The 25347-nt window shown below is 62.3% G+C and carries 21 protein-coding genes and 1 tRNA gene; 16 read left to right on the forward strand and 6 right to left on the reverse strand.

What is annotated here, in order from left to right; all coding sequences use genetic code 11:
• Positions 1-36: 36 nt before the first annotated feature.
• The 3 genes from FXB41_RS16570 to FXB41_RS16580 all read left to right on the forward strand — a co-directional run bounded on the left by FXB41_RS16570 (position 37) and on the right by FXB41_RS16580 (position 3201).
• Positions 37-1005 carry an AraC family transcriptional regulator gene (locus tag FXB41_RS16570; RefSeq protein ID WP_246648925.1) on the forward strand — a complete coding sequence of 323 codons (969 nt, stop codon included), beginning with the start codon at positions 37-39 and terminating at the stop codon, positions 1003-1005.
• A gap of 135 nt (positions 1006-1140) precedes the next feature.
• A complete protein-coding gene (locus FXB41_RS16575; RefSeq protein WP_246648935.1) occupies positions 1141-2103 on the forward strand; it encodes an AraC family transcriptional regulator in 963 nt (320 codons plus the stop codon).
• Between the two features lie 75 nt (positions 2104-2178).
• Positions 2179-3201 (forward strand): LLM class flavin-dependent oxidoreductase, encoded by a 1023-nt coding sequence (locus FXB41_RS16580; RefSeq protein ID WP_219682504.1) that lies wholly within the window; start codon positions 2179-2181, stop codon positions 3199-3201.
• Positions 3202-3231: 30 nt separating this feature from the next.
• On the opposite strand, the gene FXB41_RS16585 is transcribed toward FXB41_RS16580, so the two are convergent.
• Positions 3232-3390 carry a hypothetical protein gene (locus FXB41_RS16585; protein WP_007597667.1) on the reverse strand — a complete coding sequence of 53 codons (159 nt, stop codon included), beginning with the start codon at positions 3388-3390 and terminating at the stop codon, positions 3232-3234.
• A 447-nt stretch (positions 3391-3837) separates the two neighbouring features.
• On the opposite strand from FXB41_RS16585, the gene FXB41_RS16590 reads away from it, so the two are divergent.
• Positions 3838-6132 carry an MHYT domain-containing protein gene (locus FXB41_RS16590; protein ID WP_219682505.1) on the forward strand — a complete coding sequence of 765 codons (2295 nt, stop codon included), beginning with the start codon at positions 3838-3840 and terminating at the stop codon, positions 6130-6132.
• Positions 6133-6207: 75 nt separating this feature from the next.
• On the opposite strand, the gene FXB41_RS16595 is transcribed toward FXB41_RS16590, so the two are convergent.
• Positions 6208-6693 (reverse strand): hypothetical protein, encoded by a 486-nt coding sequence (locus FXB41_RS16595; protein ID WP_219682506.1) that lies wholly within the window; start codon positions 6691-6693, stop codon positions 6208-6210.
• A gap of 237 nt (positions 6694-6930) precedes the next feature.
• On the opposite strand from FXB41_RS16595, the gene FXB41_RS16600 reads away from it, so the two are divergent.
• Both FXB41_RS16600 and FXB41_RS16605 read left to right on the forward strand, forming a co-directional pair.
• On the forward strand, positions 6931-7155 hold the full coding sequence (locus FXB41_RS16600) for a hypothetical protein (protein WP_245285951.1): 225 nt from the start codon (positions 6931-6933) through the stop codon (positions 7153-7155).
• 249 nt (positions 7156-7404) lie between these two features.
• The gene (locus tag FXB41_RS16605; RefSeq protein ID WP_219682507.1) at positions 7405-8826 is read left to right on the forward strand and encodes a DUF7986 domain-containing protein; all 1422 of its coding nucleotides are present in this window, start codon (positions 7405-7407) and stop codon (positions 8824-8826) included.
• Between the two features lie 200 nt (positions 8827-9026).
• On the opposite strand, the gene FXB41_RS16610 is transcribed toward FXB41_RS16605, so the two are convergent.
• Positions 9027-11534 carry a hypothetical protein gene (locus tag FXB41_RS16610; protein ID WP_219682508.1) on the reverse strand — a complete coding sequence of 836 codons (2508 nt, stop codon included), beginning with the start codon at positions 11532-11534 and terminating at the stop codon, positions 9027-9029.
• 347 nt (positions 11535-11881) lie between these two features.
• Here FXB41_RS16610 and FXB41_RS16615 point away from each other — a divergent pair, with 347 nt between their 5' ends.
• Together FXB41_RS16615 and FXB41_RS16620 are read left to right on the forward strand one after the other, a co-directional pair.
• A complete protein-coding gene (locus FXB41_RS16615) occupies positions 11882-12505 on the forward strand; it encodes a tyrosine-type recombinase/integrase (RefSeq protein WP_219682509.1) in 624 nt (207 codons plus the stop codon).
• A gap of 367 nt (positions 12506-12872) precedes the next feature.
• On the forward strand, positions 12873-14297 hold the full coding sequence (locus FXB41_RS16620; RefSeq protein WP_311985856.1) for a DUF5906 domain-containing protein: 1425 nt from the start codon (positions 12873-12875) through the stop codon (positions 14295-14297).
• 54 nt (positions 14298-14351) lie between these two features.
• Here FXB41_RS16620 and FXB41_RS16625 read toward each other — a convergent pair whose 3' ends face one another.
• From FXB41_RS16625 to FXB41_RS16635, 3 genes are all read right to left on the reverse strand, one after another.
• Positions 14352-16256, reverse strand: a complete 1905-nt coding sequence (locus tag FXB41_RS16625) for a DUF6538 domain-containing protein (protein ID WP_311985855.1) — start codon at positions 16254-16256, stop codon at positions 14352-14354.
• An 86-nt stretch (positions 16257-16342) separates the two neighbouring features.
• Positions 16343-16419 (reverse strand) — tRNA-Arg (locus FXB41_RS16630).
• Positions 16420-16582: 163 nt separating this feature from the next.
• Positions 16583-18082 carry an ATP-binding protein gene (locus FXB41_RS16635; protein ID WP_219682512.1) on the reverse strand — a complete coding sequence of 500 codons (1500 nt, stop codon included), beginning with the start codon at positions 18080-18082 and terminating at the stop codon, positions 16583-16585.
• A gap of 384 nt (positions 18083-18466) precedes the next feature.
• Between FXB41_RS16635 and rpmH the strand changes: the two genes are divergently transcribed.
• The 8 genes from rpmH to FXB41_RS16675 all read left to right on the forward strand — a co-directional run bounded on the left by rpmH (position 18467) and on the right by FXB41_RS16675 (position 25228).
• Positions 18467-18601 (forward strand): 50S ribosomal protein L34, encoded by a 135-nt coding sequence (rpmH, locus tag FXB41_RS16640; RefSeq protein ID WP_008542748.1) that lies wholly within the window; start codon positions 18467-18469, stop codon positions 18599-18601.
• 27 nt (positions 18602-18628) lie between these two features.
• A complete protein-coding gene (gene rnpA / locus FXB41_RS16645) occupies positions 18629-19072 on the forward strand; it encodes a ribonuclease P protein component (protein ID WP_219682513.1) in 444 nt (147 codons plus the stop codon).
• Between the two features lie 13 nt (positions 19073-19085).
• Complete coding sequence (gene yidC / locus FXB41_RS16650; RefSeq protein WP_219682514.1) at positions 19086-20933, forward strand: membrane protein insertase YidC; 1848 nt, start codon at positions 19086-19088, stop codon at positions 20931-20933.
• 112 nt (positions 20934-21045) lie between these two features.
• Complete coding sequence (gene yihA / locus FXB41_RS16655) at positions 21046-21699, forward strand: ribosome biogenesis GTP-binding protein YihA/YsxC (RefSeq protein ID WP_219682515.1); 654 nt, start codon at positions 21046-21048, stop codon at positions 21697-21699.
• A complete protein-coding gene (locus FXB41_RS16660; RefSeq protein ID WP_007597682.1) occupies positions 21699-22070 on the forward strand; it encodes a DUF423 domain-containing protein in 372 nt (123 codons plus the stop codon). Before yihA ends, FXB41_RS16660 begins: the two co-directional genes overlap by 1 nt.
• Before the next feature lie 206 nt (positions 22071-22276).
• Positions 22277-23164 (forward strand): acetylglutamate kinase, encoded by an 888-nt coding sequence (gene argB, locus FXB41_RS16665; RefSeq protein ID WP_007597683.1) that lies wholly within the window; start codon positions 22277-22279, stop codon positions 23162-23164.
• Positions 23165-23349: 185 nt separating this feature from the next.
• Positions 23350-24336 (forward strand): DUF1036 domain-containing protein, encoded by a 987-nt coding sequence (locus tag FXB41_RS16670; RefSeq protein ID WP_035995319.1) that lies wholly within the window; start codon positions 23350-23352, stop codon positions 24334-24336.
• A gap of 199 nt (positions 24337-24535) precedes the next feature.
• A complete protein-coding gene (locus FXB41_RS16675) occupies positions 24536-25228 on the forward strand; it encodes a pyrimidine 5'-nucleotidase (RefSeq protein WP_219682516.1) in 693 nt (230 codons plus the stop codon).
• The last annotated feature ends 119 nt before the right edge of the window (positions 25229-25347 follow it).

Below are 25347 nucleotides of genomic sequence, written 5' to 3' on the forward strand. Positions count from 1 at the left end.
TCCCGGTATGGTGTGCGATCGCAATTGAAGGGACCCATGATGGATCGTGCGGGCGCGCCGAACGTCTTCGTCAACCGTTACACGGGTCCGCCAAGCGGACGCGAATACGAACGGTGGCGCGAGGAAATGTACCGGTGCACGCTGCGGGTCGACGTCCAGCCCGGCGCCGGCGACAGCATCGATTGCAAAATGCAGATCAGCCTGTTGGGCGGCATCCTGTTGGGCACCACTGTCGGAACGTCGGCTGAATTCTCGCGCACCCCCGAAATTCTCAGGGATGGTTACGACGGCATGTGCCTCGTCATCGCCACATCCGGCCCCGTGCTCATATCGCACGAGCAGCATTCGATCGAACTGTCGGAATCGCAAATGTGTCTCGGCGACATGAGCGTGCTCTGCGGCACGCGCATGAGCAGCGATTGCGAGGTCAAGACCATACGCATCCCGCGGTCGCTGCTCCTGACGATCTGCCCCAGAGCCGAGGACCGGCTCGCGCTGGCTCTCGTCGACCAGGCTCCGATACGAGAAGCGATCGCACGCTACCATACGCTGGCCGCCAGCATTGGTCCGCACGCGGATGTGGTCGGGCAGCACCTGATGGCGCGGCACATGGTCGATCTGATCGGGCTGTTGCTGGGGACGGACGGCGATCGCACCGAACTGGCGAACAGCCGGGGACATGCCGCCGCACGGCTTGACCTCATGCGTGCCGACATCATCGCCAATCTGAGCACGGACAAGCTCACGATCTATTCGGTGGCACAGAAGGCGGGGCTCAGCCCGCGCCAGGCGCAACGGATGTTCGAACAGACCGGAACCACGTTCACCGAATTCCTGCTCGAACAGCGCCTGCTGCTGGTGCGCAGGCTGTTGCTCGATCCGCTCAACCGCTGGCGCAAGGTCAGCGATCTCGCCCACTCGTCCGGCTTCCCCGACGTGTCCTATTTCAACCGCATGTTTCGACGGCGTTTCGGCGTCACACCGTCCGACCTGCGCGGCGCCTGAGGCGCGGGCGATACCGGCGCGGTGCGATTGGACTCCAGCGCCAATCATGTAGAATGAGGCGCCAACCACGTCTCCCGGCCTTTCGCTCGGGGAATCTCCGGATATTGTGGGCAGCCGGAATCGACGGGAAGCATGATGCAAACAAGCGCGCCGAATTTTTTTGTCGACCGTTACACGGGTCCGCCCAGCGGGCGCGATTACGAGCGATGGCGCGAGGAAATGTATCGATGGACGTTCCGGATCGACGTCCAGCCCGGCGCCGGCGACAGCATCGACTGCAAATTGCAGGTCAGCCTGCTGGGCGACATCATGATGGCCGTCGCCAGCGGATCGTCTGTTGAATTCTCGCGCACGCGCGAAACCTTGAAGGACGGCTACGACGGGCTATGCCTGGTCATCGCCACGTCCGGACGCGTGCTTGTATCGCAGGAGAAGTGTTCGATCGAATTGTCGGAATCGCAAATGGGTCTGGGGGACATGGGCGTGCTCTGTGGCACGCGCATGAGCGACGATTGCGAGGCCAAGGCCATACGCATCCCGCGATCCCTGCTCCTGGCGATCTGCCCGAAGGCCGAGGATCGGCTGGGGACAGTTGTTGGCGGTCAAGGTCCCATCAGTGAAGCAATCGTTCGCTACCACGCCCTGGCCGCCAGTGTTGGCCCGCATACGGACATGGTCAGTCGGCACCTGATGTCGCAGCACATGGTCGACCTGATTGCGTTGTTGCTGGGAACCGACGCCGATCGCGCCGAACTGGCGAACGGCCGAGGACATGCCGCCGCGCGGCTCGACCTCATGCGCGCCGACGTGATCGCCAATCTCGGCCGAGCTGACCTGACGATCTATTCGGTCGCACGGAAGGCCGGTCTCAGTCCGCGTCATGCCCAGCGGACGTTCGAACAGACCGGAACAACGTTCACCGAGTTTCTGCTTGAACAGCGCCTGCTGCTGGCACGCAGGCTGCTGCTCGACCCGCTCAACCGCTGGCGCAAGATCAGCGACCTCGCCCATTCGGCCGGATTCGCCGACGTCTCCTATTTCAACCGCGTGTTTCGACGGCGCTTCAGCGTCACACCGTCCGACATGCGCGGCGCGTGAGGCGAGGCGCGAGTCTTAGGCGATTGGGCCGACGATGGTCTCGCAAACCGTCCTGATCGTCATTAGATTGCGCCCATGAAAAAGATCGGATTCCTCTCCTTCGGGCACTGGACGCCCTCGCCGCAGTCGCAGACCCGCTCGGCCGCGGACACGCTGCTGCAATCGATCGAGCTTGCCGTTGCGGCGGAAGAGCTCGGCGCCGACGGTGCCTATTTCCGGGTGCATCATTTCGCGCGGCAGCTCGCCTCGCCCTTTCCGCTGCTCGCCGCGGTCGGCGCCAGGACCAGCAAGATCGAGATCGGCACGGCCGTGATCGACATGCGCTACGAGAATCCGCTCTACATGGCGGAGGACGCCGGCTCTGCCGATCTCATCGCCGGCGGGCGCCTCCAGCTCGGCATCAGCCGCGGCTCGCCCGAGCAGGTGATCGATGGCTGGCGCTATTTCGGCTACCAGCCGGCCGACGGCGAGAGCGACGCCGACATGGGCCGGCGTCATGCCGAGGTCTTTCTCGACATCTTGCGCGGCGAAGGTTTTGCAAAGCCCAACCCGCAGCCGATGTTCCCAAATCCGCCGGGCCTGTTGCGGCTCGAGCCGCATGCGGAAGGCCTGCGCGAACGGATCTGGTGGGGTGCCGGCTCGAACGCGACCGCGGTGTGGGCCGCCAAGCACGGCATGAATCTGCAGAGCTCGACCCTGAAGAACGACGAGACCGGCGAAGCCTTCCATGTGCAGCAGGCCGCGCAGATCCGCACCTATCGCGCAGCCTGGAAAGAGGCCGGCCACGCCCGCGAGCCCCGCGTCTCCGTCAGCCGCAGCATCTTCGCGCTGATCGACGATCGCGACCGCGCCTATTTCGGCGGCGAGCGCGGCAGCGAGGACCAGGTCGGCTTCATCGACCCGCGCACCCGCGCGATCTTCGGCCGCTCCTATGCGGCCGAGCCCGACGCGCTGATCGAGCAGCTCAAGCAGGACGAGGCGATCGCCGAGGCCGACACGTTGCTGCTGACCATCCCGAACCAACTCGGCGTCGACTATTGCGCGCACGCCATCGAGGCGATCCTCACGCACGTGGCGCCGGCGCTTGGGTGGCGCTGAGGCGAACGGTCGATTTGGCGAAGCGCGCTCTCAAAGCAAGGCGGCGCTGACAGCCTGTCCGTAGATCATTGCCGCCACGAGAGAGAGCAGCAAGCCCGCGCCCGAAAAGATCACGAGGACTTTCAGAGTTTCGACGTCGACGTCGGTTCTCGTCGCGCGAGATATTGCCTTTGCCAGTGCAGCCATCATCGCCAGCTCCGAACAGGCCGCGCGGAGGCGCGCCTGGTTCCATCTAGCGTCATTGGGCGCGTTTGCGTGTGAAGCAGATTACAGGTGATCTCGCGTGCTGCACCTCACACCGCCGGCCGAGCCTGCCTGGATCTTACCATCGGTAGCGCACCACGCCCTTGCCGGCGTAGCAGCGCGTGACACCGCCCTCGCGTATGACGGGCGGCCGCTCGTCATGCACCTTTTGCGGGAACCGGCCGACTTGCTGCCACCTTTACGGTGCAGGCTCGTCGTCGGTACTATTCTCAACTGATTCTCGTCTGGCGAAGTACGGATGCCGCGGCCGGTCATCGGCGCCGTCCTGTCAGGCGGAAACGATCTTGGTGCCGAGGATGACTCGGCGTCGTCGGGGGAGGACAATTTGCGGGAACGCGAACGCGAACGTAAGTTCGGCTAGCGTCGGCCGAAATGCATCATCATGCGGCTTTTCACGATCCCGTTCTGGTCGCGTTATCGATTCTGATCGCGGCACTCGCCTCCTATACGGCGTTGGACCTGGCGACCCGAATGCGAGCTGCTTCGGGAAGGGCCCGCCGATCCTGGCTGGTAGCCGCCGCGATCGCCATGGGCGGCGGCATCTGGTCCATGCATTTCGTCGGTATGCTGGCCTTCAGCCTGCCTGGAATCGAGATCTCGTACGATCCATTCCTGACTCTCCTCTCGCTTGTCATTCCGATCGTCGTCGCCGCTGCGGCCTTTGCCGTCGTCGGACGACGGCCACGGGCGCTCCTCGCATCCGGCTTCGCGATGGGACTTGGTATCTCCGGCATGCACTATACCGGCATGGCCGCGATGCGCATGGCGGCGCTCATGGAGTACGATCCCCGATGGGTTGTGCTCTCGATCCTGATCGCGATCAGCGCCTCCGTCGTGGCGCTCTGGCTCGCCTTTCGCAACACCAACGCGGTCCAGCGGCTGTTCGCGGGACTGGTGATGGGCCTTGCGGTCTCCGGCATGCACTACGCCGCGATGGAAGGCGCCATGTTCCTGCCGACGAACACCATGGCCCGGCAGGCAGGACATCTCGGCGTCGGTCAGGCGCCGCTCGCGTTCCTGCTCGCCGGCATCACCATTGTGATCCTGAGCATCGGAATCGCGGCTGCCGTCTATGACAGGGCTTCCGCGGAGCGCGCTCAACGCGAGGCCGACGCACTGAGGCGCAGCGAAGAACGCTTTCGGCTCCTTGTCGAAGGTATCGTCGACCACGCGATCTTCATGCTCGATCCGGACGGGCGCGTGGGCAACTGGAATCTCGGCGCGCACCGGCTGATGGGCTATGGCGATGACATCGTAGGGACGAGCTACACGATCTTTCACACCGAGGAAGATTGCGCGGCCGGGGCCCCGGCGCGCGCCCTTGTTGAAGCCGAGCGCGAGGGGAAGTCGGCAATCGAAGGCTGGCGTATCCGCAAGGACGGCAGCCGCTTCTGGGCGGAAGCAACGATCGTTGCGGTACGGAACGAGAGCGGCGCAATCGCCGGCTTTGCGAAGATCGTGCGCGACGTCAGCGAAAGGCGACGGGCACAGGATGCGCTGGATCGGGCGCGCGAAGCACTGATGATGTCGCAGAAGATGGAAACCATCGGCCAGCTTACCGGCGGTGTGGCCCACGACTTCAACAACCTGCTCGCAGCCGTTCTCGGCAGCCTCGAACTTCTGAAGAGGCGCCTGCCGCCGGGCGATGCGAAGGTGCAGCGCCTGGTGGACAACGCGACGCTAGGCGCGCAGCGGGGCGCGTCCCTGACCCAGCGTATGCTCGCTTTTGCGCGTAAACAGGATCTCAGGCCGGCGGTCGTCGATATCCACGAATTGGTGCACGGCATGGCCTCATTGCTGAAATTCGAGGCCGGAATTCGTGTCGAGACGCTGTTTCCGATGGACCTGCCGAAGGTGAGGGTCGACGCGAACCAGCTCGAACTGGCTGTCCTCAACCTGGCGGTCAACGCACGTGATGCGATGCCGGGCGGTGGCCTGATTACCATTGCCGCTCGCGAAGAGCGGGGCGATGGCGGCCTTCGGACGAGCGACTATGTTGCGCTCTCGGTGAGCGACACCGGCTGCGGCATGGATGACGAGACCCTCAGGCACGCCCAGGAGCCGTTCTTTACGACCAAAGGCGTCGGCAAAGGCACCGGGCTCGGCCTGTCAATGGTCCACGGACTTGCCGAGCAGTCCGGCGGCAAGCTCGCTTTGAGGAGCCTTCCCGGGGAGGGCACGACAGCCGAAGTTTGGCTGCCGATGGCCGGGGAGACCGCGGTGCCTGACCCGCGCGCGGAAGCTCCGGCGCCCGTACCGCGGGCCAGCCGACAGCTTTCCGTACTTGTCGTCGACGACGATCTCCTGGTGCTCGAGAACACGGCAGCGATGTTGGACGATCTTGGGCACATCGTGGTCGAGGCGCGCTCGGGCGACGAGGCACTGGCTTTGCTCCGCCGCACCCGTACCGTCGACCTGGTCGTGACCGACTATGCCATGCCTGGGATGACTGGACTGCAGCTGGCCAGCGCTGTCGCCGCGGAGCGCCCCGGGACGGTCATCCTCCTGAGCACGGGATACGCAGAGATTCCCAGCGACGAACGATCCAGCCTGCCGCGATTGTCAAAACCATTCGACCAGGCTGCGTTGGCGAAGGCCATCGAGGCGGCAATGCGCGAAGACGAGCCAACCGGATCCATCGTCGCCTTTCGGCCGAAGAGCGCGTGAAAGCCGGATGATGAATGGCGCACGCCGCCTGCGCGCGGTGCGGTCCCGGTTCGGAGACTCCAAGGCAATGGTCCGTCAAATCCCGCCGGGAAGCTCGACGCCCGCTTCCGTCAGGTCACGGAGGAATTTCCGCACCAGGAGCATGTTGGTTCTCTGCAGCTCGTGATTATTGCCGAACTTGAACTGATTGGCTTCGGTCACGATCAGTCCATGGTCGGTCTCGCGGAAAATGCCTTGCTTCTTCAAGCGATCGGCGCGCCGCCGGACGGTTTCGATCGGCAGACCGAAAAAGCGGGACAGGGCGGCACGGGAAACGCCCTGCTTGATCTTGTCCGGCTCAACCGCCTGGATGCTGCCAAATTGCCGGTCCAGTTCGGGGTTCTTCATGATCTTGAGAACGTTCGCGTTCAAGACCGCATGAATGATCATCAAGTCCAGCGGATCGAAATCGTAGTGGCGGAACATTTCGCTGGCTGCCCACAGCATGTAGGCCAACGAGTGGCGGGAGACGGTTCGGATCAAATCCGCCGCGATGTCCTCGTCTTTCGCCGTACCAACCATGGCCAGTGCCCGCTTCTACGGATGTCCGGTCCGACGCCCACAAGTCGGTTGCAAGCCAGTTATATGTCTCCCTGGCGCACCGCGTGAGCCAGGACCGGTCTGCTGTTTCCCCCAATATGGGTATGGTCGCGGTTCCATCGGGTCAATAGCTGGCTTGTCGGCAACATCATTTTCACCGATACGAGGTTGAGTTGCCGGGCGCGCAATTGGCGCGTGCCAATTGTGGTCGTGGGCCAAATGACATTTATCATCGAAGCTATTAAAGACGACTGCCGCACCGTGGATTTCCGTGACAGCGCGATCGTTGCGGTGATCCTGGCCCGCAAGCACGCGGTGAATGGTTTTGTGGTTTCGATCACGGCTCCGAACGGGCAGCTTTTTTTCGCCGATCAGTTCAACCTTTTGCTGACGAGCAAGGGGCTCGGTTCGGATCCGACGGCGCAGGAAGTTGGGCGGCGCTAAAGCGGGCCTTGTTCGCGTAGGCTTGGAACCGGTGCAATCAATTGCAGCGGCTTCGGTGAGCGGTGCGAGCAGGCATCGTCGGCGCGCACGCGGCCCTTGCGTCGCAGGGCCAGTTCGGGTGCCAAAGAAATTCGTTGATCGTCGTTTCGAAAAATCCAGTTCCGGATCGAACAGGTCGCGCGGGCCTGCTAAACTCCGGCATGGCCGCGCTTACGCGGCGACCGGGAATTCCGGGATGCGAGCAGGGATATGGCCAGCAAGCACGTGCTCGAAGGGTTGATAAGGTGGTCTACGCGCGATCGATGGGCCGATCGGTTCGACTGGGTCCTTGAAGGTCACCTTGTCCCCACCTGCGAGGAAACCGGCATCGAGATCGAGCAGATCGCTTCGACCATCGGCGAAGACCTGTTCATGAGCACCGTGTGGGCCTGCGCTTTCGAGGACTTCCTGACCCGTGAATTCGACGGCGAGAACGCGACGGATGACTATCTCAAGCGCCGCGGCTGGAAAGAATCCGCATCGATTCGCAATTACATGGCCGCGCTGCGGAAATCGACGATGAGCCTCTATGAGGTCAGCGACATCGTCCCCGACACTTCGTTCCTGGCGCGCGACCTGCTTCGCGACACCGAACCGGTCCTGGTCAGCGAGCGGAGCGCGACCCGAAGCCTCAAGCCATGGGACCGCATTGCCGCGCGCGTGGTTCATGTCGGTTCGCGGTCGCAGATCGGTGGCGGCTTGCTGGTATTCGACCACGAGACATCGGAACTCTTGGTCGCGGCCGTTCGGAAGCTGGAGTCGCTGAGCAGCGAGGAAGAGCGAGAATTGGCGGAAGCGAACGGATACGAGTTCGACGAGGACCGATTCTCGGATCTTTCTCCCACCGACAGGCTCCGCGCAATCACGCCCATGTTCACCACGTTCTGGCTTGTCGACGCCATCGACCGAATTCAGTCACCGAGAATTCCCGATTTGCGGAACGCGGAAGGGGACGAGGTGATGCTGTGCGAGGCGCGCTTCCCGCTCGCCGCCCGCACCACGGGGCGTGACATCCGAGCGGCGTTGGAAGCACGTCCGGAGTTTCGCGCCACGAGCTCGAAGTCATGGAGCTGGGTTGGCGAAAACAGAAGCGCAGCCAAGCCCGCCGCCGCACCAGGGCACGACGGATCATCGCGGAAACAGCTGACCTTCGAAACATGGTCCGACGAGGACAGGCTCGTGCTGGGCGATATACGGCTGGAGAGCAAGACGTTGGTGCTCAATACCAACTCCGAACAGCGCTGCAGCCGCGGATGCGCACTGCTGTCCGACGCGCTCGGCGGACGCCTGCGCCAGCCCTCGGTCAAGACGGAATCGATCGAGCAGGTCATGGTGTCGCGAGAGTCTGCCATGCCAAATCAGCTCGATATCCCTGAGGAGCAGCAGCGCGCCATTGTCCATGATTACATGGACCGGCATTACCGTGACGTGCTCGATCAACCGGTTCCCGCGCTCGACGGGCAAACGCCGCGGACCGCGGTGAAGACGGAGGGCGGACGGATGAAGGTCGTCGAGTGGCTCAAGCTCATGGAGAACCGGACGGCGAAGCACGCCGATCCAGATAATCCGATGGCCAGCTACAATTTCGCGTGGCTATGGACAGAGTTGGGTCTCAGTGAGCGGAGGGAGTGAACGAACCGGGCAATGACCGCTGTGCTGGGCCGCTGAAGGGGGCTTCGATCCGCGTGACCAGGCGACAGTCGGTACCGAAATGGCGCGCCCGGAACGAGGGACCCCGCAGCCGCGAAAGCTCTTGAATTTACTCGGGTTTTGACCATCCCGCCGGGGGGCATGATACCACCAGCGTGTACCACCGCACAAGGCCGGGACGGTCAGTACTTGTTCCTGCCTCTGGTGTTCCAGTTTTGCCCTTTGTTTTGCGTTGCATGTTTCTTTTGGATGCCTTCGACTGCCCGCCTTACCGCGTCGAATTGATCCTGACCTTCTCGAACCACCTCGTGCCAATCGAAGTATGGAACGCGCAGACCCGACGCATCCCAAGCCGCGTTAAGATAGTTGCGAAAAGCGGTGGTGCGCTCCAGTCGGAGCTGAATTTCAAAGGTCTCTAAATTTGCAGAGATTACCGCCTCAGCCTGCTGATCTAAGATAGGGGTGTCGAACATAACCGCGTCCAGATACCCAAACGTCCCGAGCCATCTTCGCAAATGGTAGGCTCCGACCGTGGTCACACGGAAGCCGTGCGGCATCGCGCCGACCAATCCGGTAATGTCCTCCTCAAAGGTAATTCGCTCTGTCGTCTCGATGAGCCTCTTGTTGGTCAGCCGCCGTAAGGCACCTTCGATCTGGGTCGGCAGAAACGCGAGCGCCTGCATTGAATTGAGTATCAAACTCGCTTGAACGAACTCATCTTTGTCTTTCGCCGTGTGTTCGTACATTAGAAACGCAACTATGAGCGGGCACAAAAAGTGCTCTCTTGGGTCCGGGTTCTGAACATCAAGCAGGTTCATTGCGAGCGAGGAGTTGGGATTGAAGTGCGAGTAGTCACCCAAAATGGCGGCCTTGGAGAATTCATGCAGCGGAATGTTGTATTTCCCGGTCAGAGATTGAATTCTCACAATCTTCTCGGCTTCCACATTGGGGCTGCCGATGAACTGCGTCACGAATTCAACAACCGCACGAATGTTGCCACCACTGATGTTGGCGAGGATTTCGGTCAGACTGCGATTGTGCTCCAAAGAGAAGAGCAGGGCTTTGAGGAAATAAGCCATACTGTCGATACTGAGCCGCACGCCTTGGAGCATCGATGCGGGAATTTTGCCTTCGGCCACCTTCAAGGCGAAGAGAAGTCGCTTCTCAATGACGACCTCTGGACGGGGCGGCTCAATAGTAAAGACCTTGTGGGGGTATGCGGCCAGCACGCCCGCTCGCTTTGACTGAAAAAATGTTTGCGGCCTGACGGTGATAAACACCAGCGCGTTCCATCCTTGGGCCAACTCCTGCGCGATCAGAAACGCCTCTTGTTGGATGGCAGTGGTTCGTTGGTCGGCGTTATCAATCATGAAGATGATTTGCTTCTGCCTACCTGAAGCCAGATGCTCGATGGAGCGGCGAAGGTGTTCCGACTTGTCCGCGACGGTTTCCCGGAGAAACGTGTTTATCTCGGCGTCAACTGCGCCAGCATCGTCCTTGAGAGAAGCAACGCGAAAACTCTTGCGAAATCTCTTTATGTCGAGGTCATACACACCACGAACAAAACCATCCTCGTAAACATCGACTTGGTATTTGGCGTAGAGTTGGCGCTCAATCTCATTGAGCACGTGCGCCTTGATGTCCGTGTTCAGGGCCGCCTTCGATCCAAGATCAACATAGATGAGGAGCGAATTCTCAAACTCCTTTGGCGCGCGGATGTAAATCAGATCTTCAAGGAAAGAAGTCTTTCCGACGCCGACGTCCCCCAAGAGGACAATGGGTCGCTTGGCCAGCGCCTCGGTCAAGATTTGGTTTGTGAGCCCACCCGCCTCGTCCTGCCCTTTAGCCGCCTCCAGTGTAGGAGAGCCCTCTTGGGACGGGAACAACGAAGCGTAACGGGCTTTCAGGACCTGCTGGCTTATGAGAGCGTCACGGCTTAGTGCTCCTGTATCAGCGTAACACTCATTGTAGAACCGCTTCTTCATCGCCTCGGTGCGAACGATGTCTTCGAGGAGCAGCTCACTGATGGCGCGGAGATTGGCCTGCAAATCCGACTTGTATCGGAACGAGGGGTATCGCATCAGGCGCGAGGATAATTTGCGAGGAAGGTTGGTCTCGATCCTGTATCCCAAGGTTGTCGCAAGGCGGCGCTCGAAAAGCCCATCGGGAGAAAGGCACTGCCAGTAGGTTGGAAAATCCTCCTCCAGTTGTTGCAGGCTGCGGCAGACGAGCGCTCTACCGTCGAGCCACGATGACCCAATCCGCTGCCCGATGAAGGCAATCAGTTGATCGCCATTACAGACGACAGCGAATTCAATTCCCCCGCCATTGCAATAACCTTGCGCTTGCCTGATCGCCGCATCGGCACTTTTACTGACCGACATGACGGACTTAAGGCTCTGTATCAGGCCTTTGTCTTTGTCAGCAGGAAAGTCGAAGTACGCCCCCGCTCGCTTGGCTTCCCAGACAATTTCGCTGGGATTGTCCAGCACGTAGTCTCGAATGTCGCCATCCAAGCGGCTCTCCGTCTTGATGACTTCGCGCGGCCAGCCAAAGCATTCGATGAGCAGCCGATCAATAAATTGAAAGCGCGTGTCCGCCTCATTCCAAGCAGGGAGCTTGTCGCCGAATTCGGCGCGGATCGAACGGAGGTTCTTCAGTCCTTGATCCAGTGAAACGGTTGAGCGCATGTTTCATCCTCGGCCTGTTCCACCCTACGGCTATTTCAAAGTCGTACACAACTGTTCTTGGCGGCTCCAGTAGTGGCTGAACCTGTGGCTGCGATCATCACAGGGAAACACGAAGCGGCTTCGAAGGCTGGCCGACACAGCTTCCGTAACCTGGGCGGTGGCCGCAGCCCTTTAGTCCGTGTTTTTTGAAATCACCCCCCGACCCTCGTTGACAAAGGGGCCCACCTTGGAAAAGGGGACCCGTTCAAAGAGCCCTTTCAGAATGGCGCGCGGCTAAGCGGCCCTTGCAGACTGTCCGTAATTCGGCCATTATACGAACAGTCGTTCTTCTCATTCTGGTGAAAACATTGGCCAAATCACACCTCCGCTTGATCGCCCCAGACACCGAAAAACGAACAGTTACGCCCAAGCGGCTTCCCAACGCCGACCTGCGAACCCGCGAGTACCTGACCGAGGCTGAGGTTGAGCGGCTGATTGAGGCCACTAAGGGAAACCGTTGGGGCCACCGCGACGGCACCATGATCCTCGTGGCCTACCGTCACGGCCTGCGGGCATCCGAACTGGCGGACCTTCGCTGGGATCAGGTCGATTTCACGACAGCCACCCTGCACGTCCGCAGGGTCAAGCAGGGCAGCCCCAGCACGCACCCCATTCTTGGGGACGAATTGCGGCGGCTGCGGCGGCTACAGCGCGATCAGCAACCCAAGTCACCCTTTGTGTTCACATCGGAACGTGGGGCGCCGTTCACCACGGCAGGCTTCGCGCGCATGGTCGAGCGGGCGGGCACGCAGGCAGCCTTTGGGTTCAAGGCTCATCCGCACATGCTACGGCATGCCTGCGGGTTCGCACTGGCCTCCAAGGGACACGACACCCGCGCCCTTCAGGCGTACCTCGGCCACAGGAACATTCAGCACACGGTGCGATACACAGAACTGTCGCCCACGCGCTTCCGCAATTTCTGGCGGGACTGATCACGGCCGCGCGACAATTGTTTATGTCCGGTTGGATAAGTTTATGACTGGGGGAGAAGCGAAACTCGGGCGATGGAAATCCCGACTACAGAGGCTGGGGCCTCCCCGCGCGTCCTGCGAGACCCACACCTGATCAGCCGCGCATGTGCCACAGTTTATAACAAAGCGGCAGCCGGAACTGATCCGGAAAAACTCTGAGTTCCCAACGTTGACGTTTGCGTTGACGAGGTGAGCTGACTATGTGGGTCGCGCATCCCCACGCCGCCACCCGCAGGATCACCTCGGCCGCACCTGGGCCTTGAGAGCTACCCTGCCCATCAACAGAAGAGCTGCGCCGACAAACGGTAGCACGGAGAGTTCCTTGGAAGTGAAATCAGAGCTGGAAGCCCACCCCCTCCAATCCATCAGCCCCGAAGCCGACGCGAACGAGCAAGAGAGCCTGAGCGCTCTCAAGCGAGACTTGCCCCTCCAAGGGTCACAAGAGTTTCACGAGCGTTGCGAGCAAGCAATGGACGCTGTCTGTAGGAAATACGCCTACACGGCCCAACACGGGGGAATTGTTCTTCGGCGCAATCCGCTGAAGCTCGCACCACTCACCGACCATGTCTTCCACCGTATCAACAAGGCCGAACACGGCTTCCGCTACCGGGACAGCGGTGGCCGCGTGAAGGTCTGGTTTCCGACGTTGGAGAAGGTCTTATCTCAGTACTACGAACCTGAGTATCACGAGGAGGCATACGACGGCACGTTCGTCATTGCGGAGCGCGTCGAGTTCATGCCCGGCAAGCCCGAAATCGCGCACGACGACGACGGCTGCCGAGTGTTGAACCTGTGGAGGCCCGCCCCATGGGTTGCACAAGAGGGCGCCGGGGAACCCAAGGTGTTTCTGGAGCACTTGGATTATCTCTTCGATAGTGACGAGGCCGCGATCAAACACGTTCTCAATTTTCTGGCCCACCTCGTGCAGAAGCCGCATGAGCGCATCGGGCACGCGCTGTTGCTGACCAGCGAAGCCAAAGGTATCGGCAAGTCCACCTTGGGCACTGTGGTGCGGCGTCTGGTTGGTGAGCAGAACAGCCGTGTCGCCCAAACCAAGGACCTGAAGGGCGCCTTCGACGGATGGCTCGTGGGTAAACTCGTAGTGCAAGTGGACGAGGTCTACGAGGCGGGCAACTGGGACTTGGCCAATAAGCTGAAGCCCCTCATCACCGAGCCTACGGTGAGCGCGAACATCAAGTACGGGCCGCAGATCGAAATCGACAACTACGCCCGCTTCATCATGTTCTCCAATCACAGTGCGCCCTTGAACATCGAGGAGGGTGACCGCCGCTACTTCGTGTTCAACAGCAAGGCCCAGCCTCGCGAGGACGACTACTACGACCGCCTGTATCGCTACATCGGCACTGACGAGGCGATGAACGACATCTTCACGTTCCTGAAGAACAGAGACCTCTCGGGGTTCAATGCCTTCCGGCGCCCCCCGATGACCGAGGCAAAACAGCAGGCCATTGCCGATAGCGAGCACCCGTTGCGCACGTACATCATCGAGGCGGTCAAGAGTGGGCATTTCCACGAGACCTTGGGCGACGAGTTCACGTACGACGCTCTTCAGCGGCAGTTGGGAAAGGACGGTTACGGGGCGCAGGCGAAGAACGCGAAGGAAGTGGGCATCGCGCTTGCAGCCGCTGGGGTTACGCACATACGCAAACCGATAGGCGACGGCAAAAGGGCGCGCCACTACATCCTGCCGCCAAGGCCCGAAGGAGCCCAAAAGGAACCGTGGTCGTTCTGATGTCAGTAGAAGTTCGCCCGTCCACCCGGTCTACCCGGCCCCCACGGGGAACACCTATGTTTCTCGGGGTTTTTGCGGGCCGGGGACTGGACGCCTACCCGGTCCACCATGGACCCCCTTGGCTCCTCGTGCGCCCATCTGGTCTGGCGTCCATCGGAGCTGCGAGAGGTCGAGACCGGGATAGCGGACCTTCTCAACGGCCTCCGAAAGCCTATGGAAGCCAAACCGACGAGCCATTTCTTTCCAGCCGTAGTCACGAGCTACCGGATTGTTGCCGCTGTGGCCTGTGAGCGCATCGTTGACGTCCTCGTTCACGCCCGCTGATCGTAAGGCGTCCTTGAAGCCATGGCGGAATGAGTGAAACACGCTGTCCGGGTTGGTGATGCCGAGCTGGCGCTTGTAGCGGCCAAACCATTTCGAGAAGGCTTCCCCAAAGAGCCCCTTGGAGCCCGGTGTGAGCTGTGGAAACAGCCGTGCCGATTGTCCGCCCGCAGCGCTGACATGCTCCACGAACTCCAGAAAGCCAATGCGGATCAACTCGGAGTGGACAGGAATGGCGCGCACGGAGCGGTCGTTCTTCACGTTTCGGCCTTCTTCCTCCTCCTCGATAACGGTGAGGAAACGGACGCCTGTAGGGTCGTCGGTCTTCACATCTTCCACGCAGATCGGTGCAAGTTCGTTCAGGCGACCTCCGCTGTAAATCCCGAGCAGTGGCAACCAAAACGCCGCTTCACCCTTTCCGCCTATGGGCCGCTCTCCCGAAACGAACACGGGTGAGGAGAAGAGAGCCTTTAGCTCCTGTGGCTCCCAAGGCTGTCGTGTGGAGCGCGTCTCGCGCAGCCTCATCCCTTTGACGGGATCGGACCACGGCATGTCATCAGGAATGATGCCGTTGTTTCGCGCCCAGTTCAGCACCGCGCCCAAGCAGTTCAGCCATTTGTTGATGGTTGCAGCCTTGATCCGAGGAAGGTCGGGATGCTTGCGCGAGTAAGCAGCAAGCTCGGGCAGAGGGGCCTTCAAGAGTTTCCCCGACCTCTTCGCTGGCACGAGCTGCGCGGCGTCCCGAAATTCCCTAACGTGCCCTCGGTTGATCTTAGCCACATCGAGGTCACCGTGTAGTTCGATGAAACGCTCGATGCCGCGCTCAAACTCCATGCTGGTGCTTTTCCTGCGGGGTGTGACCTTGAGCCAACCTTCGTATGCCGCACGAAGCCCTGAGCCTGACGAGGAGACGTTGGGGACGCCGCTGGGTTCAACCAGCTTAGGGCTCTCAATCGGCTCGCCTCGGTGTCGCGCTTTAACCGCCTCCAATGCGCGGACCTCCGCCCGCATTACAGCGAGTGCCAGCTTGCGAAAATCGGGACTGTTAGCGTCGAGATTGATGCGGAAGAGCTGAAGCAGTTCGTTCACTTCGTAGCGAATGAAATCGACCTTGCCCCGTGCCAAAGCCTCCTTGAGGGCGGGCAGGACGGTCGAAGTGTCCTCCTCGATTTTGTGCATCATCCGGTCGGAAAGACCGGAAGCGGTCTGCGGGACCCCAAATGGAGTTGCGAACTCAACACCGGCTTCTGTGAGCTGTCGGCGAACGTCCGCATAAACCGCGTCGGACCCAACGCCCTCCTCGCGAAGCTCTTCATCTGCGCCCAACTCATGGGCATAGAAGTAGTCGCTGATGGCCTTGATTTCGGCTTCGGTGAGGGACGTGCGAACAGGCTGCTCGACAAGCATGGCCTCGGCTTGCGCGAGGATGCGGTCAAACTCGATCATGACGGGCTTCGCGAGGACTTTGGCGCGCTTCTCATCTTTCGTGCGCAATGACCGCTTGAGCCACGGCTGTCGGGCTCTGGGGCTCCCTTGAACCCTCGCGACCACTTCTTCGAGACGCTTCGGCACCTTCCGGCGTACGCACCAAACGCCATGCTCGTTCTGTATCAGACCAAGTCCCACGACACGCACCATTGATCCCACCGCTTGATACCAGTGCGGCAGGAGGAAGCTATTGATTTGTCGATTTATTCCCGAGAAACAAGGACTTCGCGAGATGATGGCGCGCCCGGAACGATTCGAACGTCCGACCCTCAGATTCGTAGTCTGATGCTCTATCCAGCTGAGCTACGGGCGCGTTTTTCGCTGACAGTGCGGGCGTGGCCCGCAGGCAGCCCCCGGCGACGCCGGAGGGGTGCGAAAGAGCGCTCTGACTAACCGCTCTTGCCCCAATTGGCAAGGTCCGGATTGGGGAGATTTTGCAGGGACATGACGGTTTCCGCACTCGGCCGCCGGCCGACCTACGCCCGCGCCCGCTCGTTGCGGACGGAGAGCAGTTCCACGGGGCGGTCGGGGATGACGATCCGGAAGGTGGCGCCGATGGTGCCTTCGACCAGATGGATGTCGCCGCCATGGGCGCGGACCAGCTCGGCGGCGATGGCAAGGCCGAGGCCGCTGCCGCCGGGGCGGCCGGAGGTCTGGAACGCCTCGAACAGGTGATCGCGGGTCTTCTGCGGCACGCCAGGGCCGGTGTCGGAGACCTCGATGATGGCGACCGCGCCCTCGCGTTTTCCCGTGATCCGGATCTGCTGCGCGCCGCCCTCGGCGGACGCATGGCTTTCCAGCGCCTGGGCGGCGTTGCGGACGAGGTTGAGCAGCACGCGGAAGAGCTGGTCGGGATCGGCGTCGACCGCGAGCCCACGCTCGATTGCGGCGACCCAGGCGATCGAGGCGTCGGAGGCAAGGCCAGCGGTCTCGCGCACCTCCAGCACCACCGGCTCGATCATGATCATGCGCCGGTCGGGCGCGGCTTCCTGAGCGCGGCCGTAAGACAAGGTCGACTGGCAGAAGGCGATGGCGCGCTCGAGCGAGCGCACGAGTTTTGGCGCAAAGCGCTGCACCCGCGGATCCGGCACGCTGGCGAGCTGGTCCGACAGGAGCTGCGCCGAGGCCAGCAGATTGCGCAAATCGTGATTGATCTTGGAGACGGCGAGGCCGAGGGCGGCGAGCCGGCTCTTCTGGTGCAGCATCGACATCAGGTCGCGCTGCATGTCCGACAATTCGCGCTCGGCAACGCCGATCTCGTCGCTGCGCTGGCTCGGCACGATGATCCCCGCCGAACTCTCGGGATTTTCGTGGAAGCCGACCAGGCTCGCGGTCAGCCGCCGCATCGGGCGCACGAAGAGATAATGCATGGCGAGATAGACGAGGCCGGCGGTCAGCACCGCGATGATCAGCGCGACCACCACGACGTTGCGGGAGAAGCGGTACATTGACTGCCGCAGCGGCAGCTCGTCGGTGACAATCTCCATGAACTGGGCGTTGCCGACGCCGGGCCCGACGATCCGGATGGCCTGGTTGCCGGTCTCCAGCATCATCCGGAACGAGCCGGTGATCGCCTCCCACGCCGTCATGTCGCGCAGGTCGATGTCGTGCTCGATGGCCGCGGGCAGATTGTCGCTGGCGAGCAGACGGCGCTGCTGGCCCATCTTGATGGCAACGGCACGCGCATTGATGCTCTTCAGGATCTCGCGCGAGAGCGAATCGGGGACCATGCCGAGCGGCGCCGCATCGAGCACCAGCGCCGCCGTGTTGGCCGCGGCGACGCGGTCGTTGAGCCGGTTGACCCAGAAGTTGGCGATGGCCGGCACGTAGAGCAGGATGGCCGCGATCATCACCAGGGGAACGGTGAGCAGCAGCAGCTTGCCGGACAGCCCAAGCCCGCGCGTCCCGCGCGGCAGCGCCGCCGGCGGGTCCCGCTGATCCCCATCCTGGATCGGCTGGAGGTCTGTCGCTGCCACGAAATTCGCCCTCGCTGCCTTTACCGGATTAAAGATGTCGCCGGGTGAAGGGTTTTGGCGCGTATGAAGATGCGGCCCGCCCCCAGCGCGGTCAAATTACAGATCGTCAATCTGCCAAGGTCGGATGTAAGCGCAGATCTGGCGAGTCGCTACCTCAAGGGTTAAAAACCCCGCACGGACAGCGATATTCGCCCGAATTGAGCTCTTGTGCGGCGTTGACGAAAAGAAGGCGCTCGCATATAAGCCGGCCAATTGTCCGCGATGACCCGGTGTGACCGCCGGGAGCGGCTCTCTTGGGGCCGAAAAAGGCCCGTTTTGGGCAGCATCTTCCGGACTTTATCATCAATTCTACAGGCAAATTGCCCGGTCAGCGGAGAAAAACCCGTGAAGCGGACTTATCAACCCAGCAAACTGGTGCGCAAGCGCCGTCACGGCTTCCGTGCCCGTCTCGCCACGGCCGGCGGCCGAAAGGTGCTCGCCGCCCGCCGCGCCCGCGGCCGCAAGCGTCTGAGCGCCTGAGCCGGACCCCCTTTTTGGGATTTCATCATGGATCGGCTGAGGCAGCGAGCGGATTTCCTCGCCGTTGCCAATGGCGCGCGGGTGAGTAGTCCCGCGTTCGTCCTGCAAAGCCTTGACCGCCGAAGCCTTGACCGCCAAAACCTTGGCCGAGACGATAGCGGCCCGATCCGGATCGGCTTCACCGTCACCAAAAAGAACGGCAACGCCCCCCAGCGCAATCGCATCCGGCGCCGGCTTCGCGAACTGGTGAAGCGGCTCGACCCGATGTCGATGCAGCCCCATCATGATTATGTGCTGGTCGGCCGAAGGGACGCGCTCTCGCGCGACTTCGCCACCATGCTCGACGATCTGCGCATAGCGTTCGCGAAGCCCGCGCGGCATACGCACAAGGGACGCGGCTCAAAAAGCAGCCCAACAACCGACGGCTTAAAGCCCGGCCCCGCTCCTGCGACCAGCCGCAAACCGGATTGATGACGAGAGAATGATGACCGACAACCGCAATACCATCCTCGCCGTCATTCTGTCGGGCTTCGTGCTGATCGCCTGGCAATATTTCTACAACATGCCGGCGATGGAGAAGCAGCGCGCGCAGCAACAGGCACAGGCCGAGCTGCAGAAGACCACGCCGCAGCCAACGGCTTCCGCGACGCCGGGCGCCACGCCGCAGGCCGGCAGCACGGCCCAGCCGTCGACGCCGAGCGCGAACCAGCAAGCCCAGCCGGTCCAAAGCCGTGACAGCGCGATTGCAGCGAGCCCGCGCGTGAAGATCGAGACGCCGCGGATCGCCGGCAGCATCTCGCTCAAGGGCGGCCGCATCGACGATGTCGCGCTGGTGCAATTCCGCGAAACGGTCGACCCGAAGTCACCGCCGATCATTCTGTATTCGCCCTCGGGTACCGCGGAGCCCTATTACGCCGAGTTCGGCTGGGTGCCGGCGACGGGCGTGACGGCGAAACTGCCGGACGCGCAGACCGTCTGGAAGCAGGACGGCAGCGGCAGCCTGACGCCGACCACGCCGGTGGTGCTGAAATGGGACAATGGCGAAGGCCTCAGCTTCCGCCGCACCATCGCGGTCGACGACCACTACCTCTTCACCGTCAAGGACGAGGTGAGCAATGTCGGCAACGCGCCGGTCACGCTCTATCCGTTCGCGCTGATCTCGCGCCACGGCACGCCGCAGGTCTCCGGCTACTACATCCTGCATGAAGGCCTGATCGGCTATCTCGATGGCTTGCAGGAATACGCCTACAAGAAAATCGACGAAGCCCGGACGGTGAACTTCAAGGCCACCAATGGCTGGCTCGGCATGACCGACAAGTACTGGGCCTCGGCGCTGCTGCCGGACACCAGTGCGCAAATTCAGGCGCGCTTCTCGTCGAACCCGAGCGGCAACGTCCACACCTACCAGACCGATTATCTGCTCGATCCCGTCACCGTCGCGATCGGCGGCGCCGCGACCGCGAACGCGCGGCTGTTCGCCGGCGCCAAGGAAGCCAGCGTCGTCGGCATCAACTTCCCGCTCGCCGGCCATGGCGGCTACAACAAGGAACTCGGCCTCAACCATTTCGATCTGTTGATCGACTGGGGCTGGTTCTACTTCATCACCAAGCCGATGTTCCTCGGCCTCGACTTCTTCTACCGCTTCTTCGGCAATTTCGGCATCTCGATCCTGCTCGTGACCGTGATCGTGAAGCTCCTGTTCTTCCCGCTGGCGAACAAGTCCTACGCCTCGATGGCGAAGATGAAGTCGGTCCAACCGCAGCTTCAGGCGCTGAAGGAGCGCTACCCTGACGACAAGGTGAAGCAGCAGCAGGAGATGATGGAGATCTACCGCAAGGAGAAGATCAATCCGGTCGCCGGCTGTCTTCCCGTGGTGATCCAGATCCCGGTGTTCTTCTCGCTGTACAAGGTGCTGTTCGTCACCATCGAGATGCGGCACGCGCCGTTCTTCGGCTGGATCAAGGATCTTTCCGCGCCGGACCCGACCAACCTGTTCACTCTGTTCGGGTTGATCCCGTTCGATCCGACCACTATCCCGGTGTTCGGCCACTACCTGGCGCTCGGCATCTGGCCGATCATCATGGGCATCACGATGTGGTTCCAGATGAAGCTGAATCCGACGCCGCCGGATCCGACGCAGCAGATGATCTTCAACTGGATGCCGCTGATCTTCACCTTCATGCTGGCGGGCTTCCCGGCAGGCCTCGTGATCTACTGGGCCTGGAACAACACGCTCTCGGTGCTGCAGCAGAGCTTCATCATGCGCCGCAACGGCGTGAAGGTGGAGCTGTTCGACAATCTCAAGGCAACGTTCGCGAAGAAGGCGACGTAGCGGTCGTCATTGCGAGGAGCGAGCGACGAAGCAATCCAGAGTCCCTCCGCGGACGCATTTCTGGATTGCTTCGCTTCGCTCGCAATGACGCGGACAAACAGAAAGCCTTCGCATGAATGACGACAAGGATGCGAAGCTGATCGAGGTCGGGCGGAAGCTGTTCACGCGCGACTGGCAGTTCATCTGGGCCTCGCCCTCGACTGAAACGCTGCCGCCGATGGCGGGGCTGGAGATCGCCTTTGCCGGCCGCTCCAATGTCGGCAAGTCCAGCCTGATCAACGCGCTGACCGGGCGCAACGCGCTCGCGCGCACCTCGCATACCCCGGGCCGCACCCAGGAGCTGATCTTCTTCGAGGTCCCCGGGAAAAGTGAACTGCGCCTCGTCGACATGCCCGGCTATGGCTACGCCAAAGCGCCGAAGAGCCAGGTCGCGTCCTGGACCGAGCTGATCCACAAATTCCTGCTCGGACGCGCCAGCCTCGCGCGTGTCTACGTGCTGGTGGACGCGCGGCACGGCCTCAAGGACGTCGATCTCGAAGTCCTGAAGACACTCGATCGCTCCGCGGTCAGCTACCAGATCGTGCTGACCAAGGTCGACCAGATCAAGGCCACCGAGCTCCAATCGCGCATCATCGAGACCGAGGCCGCGCTCGCCAAGCGTCCGGCGGCGTTCCCCAACGTGCTCGCGACCTCGTCGCGGAGCGCGACCGGCATGGCCGAGCTGCGCGCAGCGATCGCAAAGTTGCTGGAAGAGCGAACCTCGTAATGACGGCATTCCGCCTGCTGATCGGGCTTGCCGGCGTGATGGGCGCCGCCGGCGTCGCGCTGGCCGCGGCTTCCGCGCATGGCGGCGATGCGAGCCGGCTCGCCGCCGCAAGTGCCATGCTGCTGTTTCATGCAACCGCCATACTCGCGGCCGTCGCCCTGCTCGGGCGCGGCCTTCTGCACGACGGAATTGGCATCATCGCCGCGTCCGGCTTCGCAGCCGGCGCCGCGCTGTTCGCGGGCGACCTCACGTTGCGGCAATATGCCGGCCATTCGCTGTTTCCCTATGCAGCGCCGACCGGTGGATCGGTGATGATCTTGAGCTGGCTGGCGGTGACGCTCGCCGCGGTGGTGGTGAAGCGCAGTCCGTAGCCCGGATGGAGCCAACGGGTCGGCGCGAAGCGCCGCCCGATGACAGGCTCCGCGCAATCCGGGAGAGCTTGCGCGGGTAGATTCCCGGATTACGCTGCGCTCCATCCGGGCTACGCGGCTGCGTGTGGGGGACGAAGACCACTTTGCGCCCCGCCCGCCAATCGGATAGAACGCGGCCCGAGTATCCCGCCAGCGAGATCCGCCTCATGACCGAAATCTCCCCGCTCGACCAGGCCCGCATCCTGTCCGAAGCGCTGCCGCACATGCAGCAGTATGACGAGGAAACCATCGTCATCAAGTATGGCGGCCATGCCATGGGCGACGAGGAGACCGCGAAGAATTTCGCCCGCGACATCGTGCTGCTCGAGCAGACCGCGATCAATCCGGTGGTGGTGCATGGCGGCGGCCCGCAGATCGCGACCATGCTGAAGCGCCTCGGCATCGTCTCGGAATTCGCAGCCGGCCTGCGCATCACCGATGCCGCGACCATCGAGATCGTCGAGATGGTGCTCGCCGGCTCCGTCAACAAGCAGATCGTCGGCTACATCAACGAGGCCGGCGGCAAGGCCGTGGGGCTATCAGGCAAGGACGCCAATATGGTGAAGGCGTCCAAGACGACGCGCACCATCATGGATCCGGACTCGCACATCGAGAAGGCGGTCGATCTCGGCTTCGTCGGCGATCCCGAGAAAGTCGATCTCACGCTGCTCAACCAGCTGATCGGCTACGAGCTGATCCCGGTGCTGGCACCGCTCGCGACCTCGAAAGAGGGCCAGACGCTGAACGTCAACGCCGACACTTTCGCAGGCGCCGTGGCCGGCGCGCTGAAGGCAAAGCGGCTGCTGCTGCTCACCGACGTGCCGGGCGTGCTCGACAAGTCCAAGAAGCTGATCCCGCAGCTCTCGGTGAAGGACGCGCGAAAGCTGATCGCCGACGGCACCATTTCCGGCGGCATGATCCCGAAGGTCGAGACCTGCATCTACGCGCTCGAACAGGGCGTGGAAGGCGTCGTCATCATCGACGGCAAGATGCAGCACGCAGTGCTGCTCGAGCTCTTCACCAACACCGGCACGGGCACGCTGATCCACAAGTGATGCGAGAGGCGCCACGCATGAAAGCCGTCATGGCCGGGCAACAGCGCGAAGCGCGTCTTCGCGAAGATGCCCCGGCCATCCACGACCTTTCGTCCCGCGCCAAGAACGTGGATGCCCGGGACAAGCCCGGGCATGACGAGTTGAGGACTCGGCGGCATCGCCGCTCGACCTTCACACGCTTCCTGATGACCCTCCCCGCCGCGGCCGTCTCGTTCGTGTTCTCCTCCGCACCGGCCTTCGCCGACCTGAAAATCTGCAACCGCATGTCCTATGTCGTCGAGGCCGCGATCGGCATCGACGACAAGGCGGCGACCGCGACGCGTGGCTGGTTCAGGATCGACCCCGCCACCTGCCGCGTGGTGGTGCAAGGCACGCTCTCCGCCGACCGCATCCTGCTCAACGCCCGCGCGCTTGGCGTCTACGGCGCCTCCCCGATCCCGCAGAACGGCAGCGACACGCTGTGCGTCGCGCAGGACAATTTCGTCATCGCGGCCGCGCGGCAGTGCCGCAGTGGCCAGACCCAGGCCGCCTTCACCCAGATCACGCCGACGCAAGGCGCGGACGGCAATTTCGTCGCCTATCTCGCCGAGGACTCCGAATATGACGACGAGCAGGCTCGCCTCGCCGGCATCCAGCGGCTTTTGGTGATCGCAGGCTACGACGCCGCGCCAATCGACGGCGTCGACGGGCCGAAGACGCAAGGCGCGCTGGCCGCTTTCCTGAAGAGCCGCGGATTGTCGTCCGACATCCTGTCGTCGCCGAACTTCTTCAAGACCATGGTCGATGCCGTGCAGACGCCGTCTGCGACCGGCCTCACCTGGTGCAACGACACCACGCACAAGGTGATGGCGGCGGTTGCCACCGACGACGGCAAGGCGGTGACCAGCCGCGGCTGGTATCGCATCGACCCCAAGACCTGCCTGCACCCCGATGTGAGCGGCCAGCCGAAGCAGATCTTCAGCTTCGCGGAAGCCATCGACGCCGACAATCGCGTCGTCAAGCTGAAGGACAAGCCGCTGAACTGGGGCGGCGACAAGCAGCTTTGCACGCGCGAGACCAAGTTCGAGACCAACGAGCAGACCGACTGCGGCGCGCGCGGCTTCGCGGCCACGGGCTTTGGCGCGGTGGACATGTCGAGCGGCGGCAAGACGCTGCGGTTTGCGATGCCGTGATTGCTTTTGTGATCGTACCGGTGCCATGCACTCCGCTGTCGTCCTGGCGAAAGCCAGGACCCATTACCCCAGGATCGGGTTTGGCGAAGAACGACGACTAGCGTGCCCCAATGATCGGTCACGGAGTATGGGTCCTGGCTTTCGCCAGGACGACGATTGAGGGTGGGGCGCCGCCGCGGTCAACGGATAGAGAGTGAAAATGAAATCCCCCCGTGCCTTCGGCCATATCGACACCTGGGTGTTCGACCTCGACAACACGCTCTATCCGCACCACGTCAATCTGTGGCAGCAGGTCGATGCGCGGATCACCGAGTTCGTTTGCAACTGGTTGAATCTGACACCGGTGGAAGCGCGCAAGATCCAGAAGGATTATTACCAGCGCTTCGGCACCACCATGCGCGGCATGATGACCCTGCATGGCGTCCGCGCCGACGACTATCTCGCCCATGTCCACAAGATCGACCACTCTCCGCTGGAGCCGAACCCGGCGCTGGGCGAGGCCATCGCAAAACTGCCGGGACGAAAGCTGATCCTGACCAACGGCTCGGTCGATCATGTCGATGCGGTGCTGGCGCGGCTCGGCTTCGCTGCGCATTTCGACGGCGTGTTCGACATCATCGCCGCCGACTTCGAGCCGAAGCCGGCGCCGCAGACGTACCGGAAGTTTCTCGCCGACCATGCGGTCGATCCGACCCGCGCCGCGATGTTCGAGGACCTCGCCCGCAACCTCACCGTCCCGCACGAGCTCGGCATGACCACGGTGCTGGTGGTGCCTGATGGGACGAAAGAGGTCGTGCGCGAGGACTGGGAATTGGCGGGCCGGGACGCCGCCCATGTCGATCACGTCACGGATGATCTGGCGGGGTTTTTGGGCAGGCTGTCTCCCAAATAACCGCTGTCGTCCTGGCGGAAGCCAGGACCCATTATCCCAGGGTGGAATTTGGCGCGAGCTGATAACTACCAGCCTTCGCCAAACACCTCCCAGGGGTAATGGGTCCTGGGTCGGCGCTC

The sequence above is a fragment of the Bradyrhizobium canariense genome (genome assembly GCF_019402665.1).
Classification (GTDB): domain Bacteria; phylum Pseudomonadota; class Alphaproteobacteria; order Rhizobiales; family Xanthobacteraceae; genus Bradyrhizobium; species Bradyrhizobium canariense.

Excerpts from the sequence above, each read along its gene's own strand:
- FXB41_RS16625 (WP_311985855.1), bottom strand. The coding sequence starts at position 16,256 with ATGGTGCGTGTCGTGGGACTTGGTCTGATACAGAACGAGCATGGCGTT.
- FXB41_RS16605 (WP_219682507.1), top strand. The coding sequence starts at position 7,405 with ATGGCCAGCAAGCACGTGCTCGAAGGGTTGATAAGGTGGTCTACGCGC.
- yidC (WP_219682514.1), top strand. The coding sequence starts at position 19,086 with ATGACCGACAACCGCAATACCATCCTCGCCGTCATTCTGTCGGGCTTC.
- FXB41_RS16590 (WP_219682505.1), top strand. The coding sequence starts at position 3,838 with ATGCATCATCATGCGGCTTTTCACGATCCCGTTCTGGTCGCGTTATCG.
- yihA (WP_219682515.1), top strand. The coding sequence starts at position 21,046 with ATGAATGACGACAAGGATGCGAAGCTGATCGAGGTCGGGCGGAAGCTG.
- rnpA (WP_219682513.1), top strand. The coding sequence starts at position 18,629 with ATGGATCGGCTGAGGCAGCGAGCGGATTTCCTCGCCGTTGCCAATGGC.
- FXB41_RS16595 (WP_219682506.1), bottom strand. The coding sequence starts at position 6,693 with ATGGTTGGTACGGCGAAAGACGAGGACATCGCGGCGGATTTGATCCGA.
- FXB41_RS16580 (WP_219682504.1), top strand. The coding sequence starts at position 2,179 with ATGAAAAAGATCGGATTCCTCTCCTTCGGGCACTGGACGCCCTCGCCG.
- argB (WP_007597683.1), top strand. The coding sequence starts at position 22,277 with ATGACCGAAATCTCCCCGCTCGACCAGGCCCGCATCCTGTCCGAAGCG.
- FXB41_RS16575 (WP_246648935.1), top strand. The coding sequence starts at position 1,141 with ATGCAAACAAGCGCGCCGAATTTTTTTGTCGACCGTTACACGGGTCCG.
- FXB41_RS16675 (WP_219682516.1), top strand. The coding sequence starts at position 24,536 with ATGAAATCCCCCCGTGCCTTCGGCCATATCGACACCTGGGTGTTCGAC.
- FXB41_RS16670 (WP_035995319.1), top strand. The coding sequence starts at position 23,350 with ATGACCCTCCCCGCCGCGGCCGTCTCGTTCGTGTTCTCCTCCGCACCG.
- FXB41_RS16660 (WP_007597682.1), top strand. The coding sequence starts at position 21,699 with ATGACGGCATTCCGCCTGCTGATCGGGCTTGCCGGCGTGATGGGCGCC.
- FXB41_RS16585 (WP_007597667.1), bottom strand. The coding sequence starts at position 3,390 with ATGATGGCTGCACTGGCAAAGGCAATATCTCGCGCGACGAGAACCGAC.
- FXB41_RS16600 (WP_245285951.1), top strand. The coding sequence starts at position 6,931 with ATGACATTTATCATCGAAGCTATTAAAGACGACTGCCGCACCGTGGAT.
- FXB41_RS16610 (WP_219682508.1), bottom strand. The coding sequence starts at position 11,534 with ATGCGCTCAACCGTTTCACTGGATCAAGGACTGAAGAACCTCCGTTCG.
- FXB41_RS16570 (WP_246648925.1), top strand. The coding sequence starts at position 37 with ATGATGGATCGTGCGGGCGCGCCGAACGTCTTCGTCAACCGTTACACG.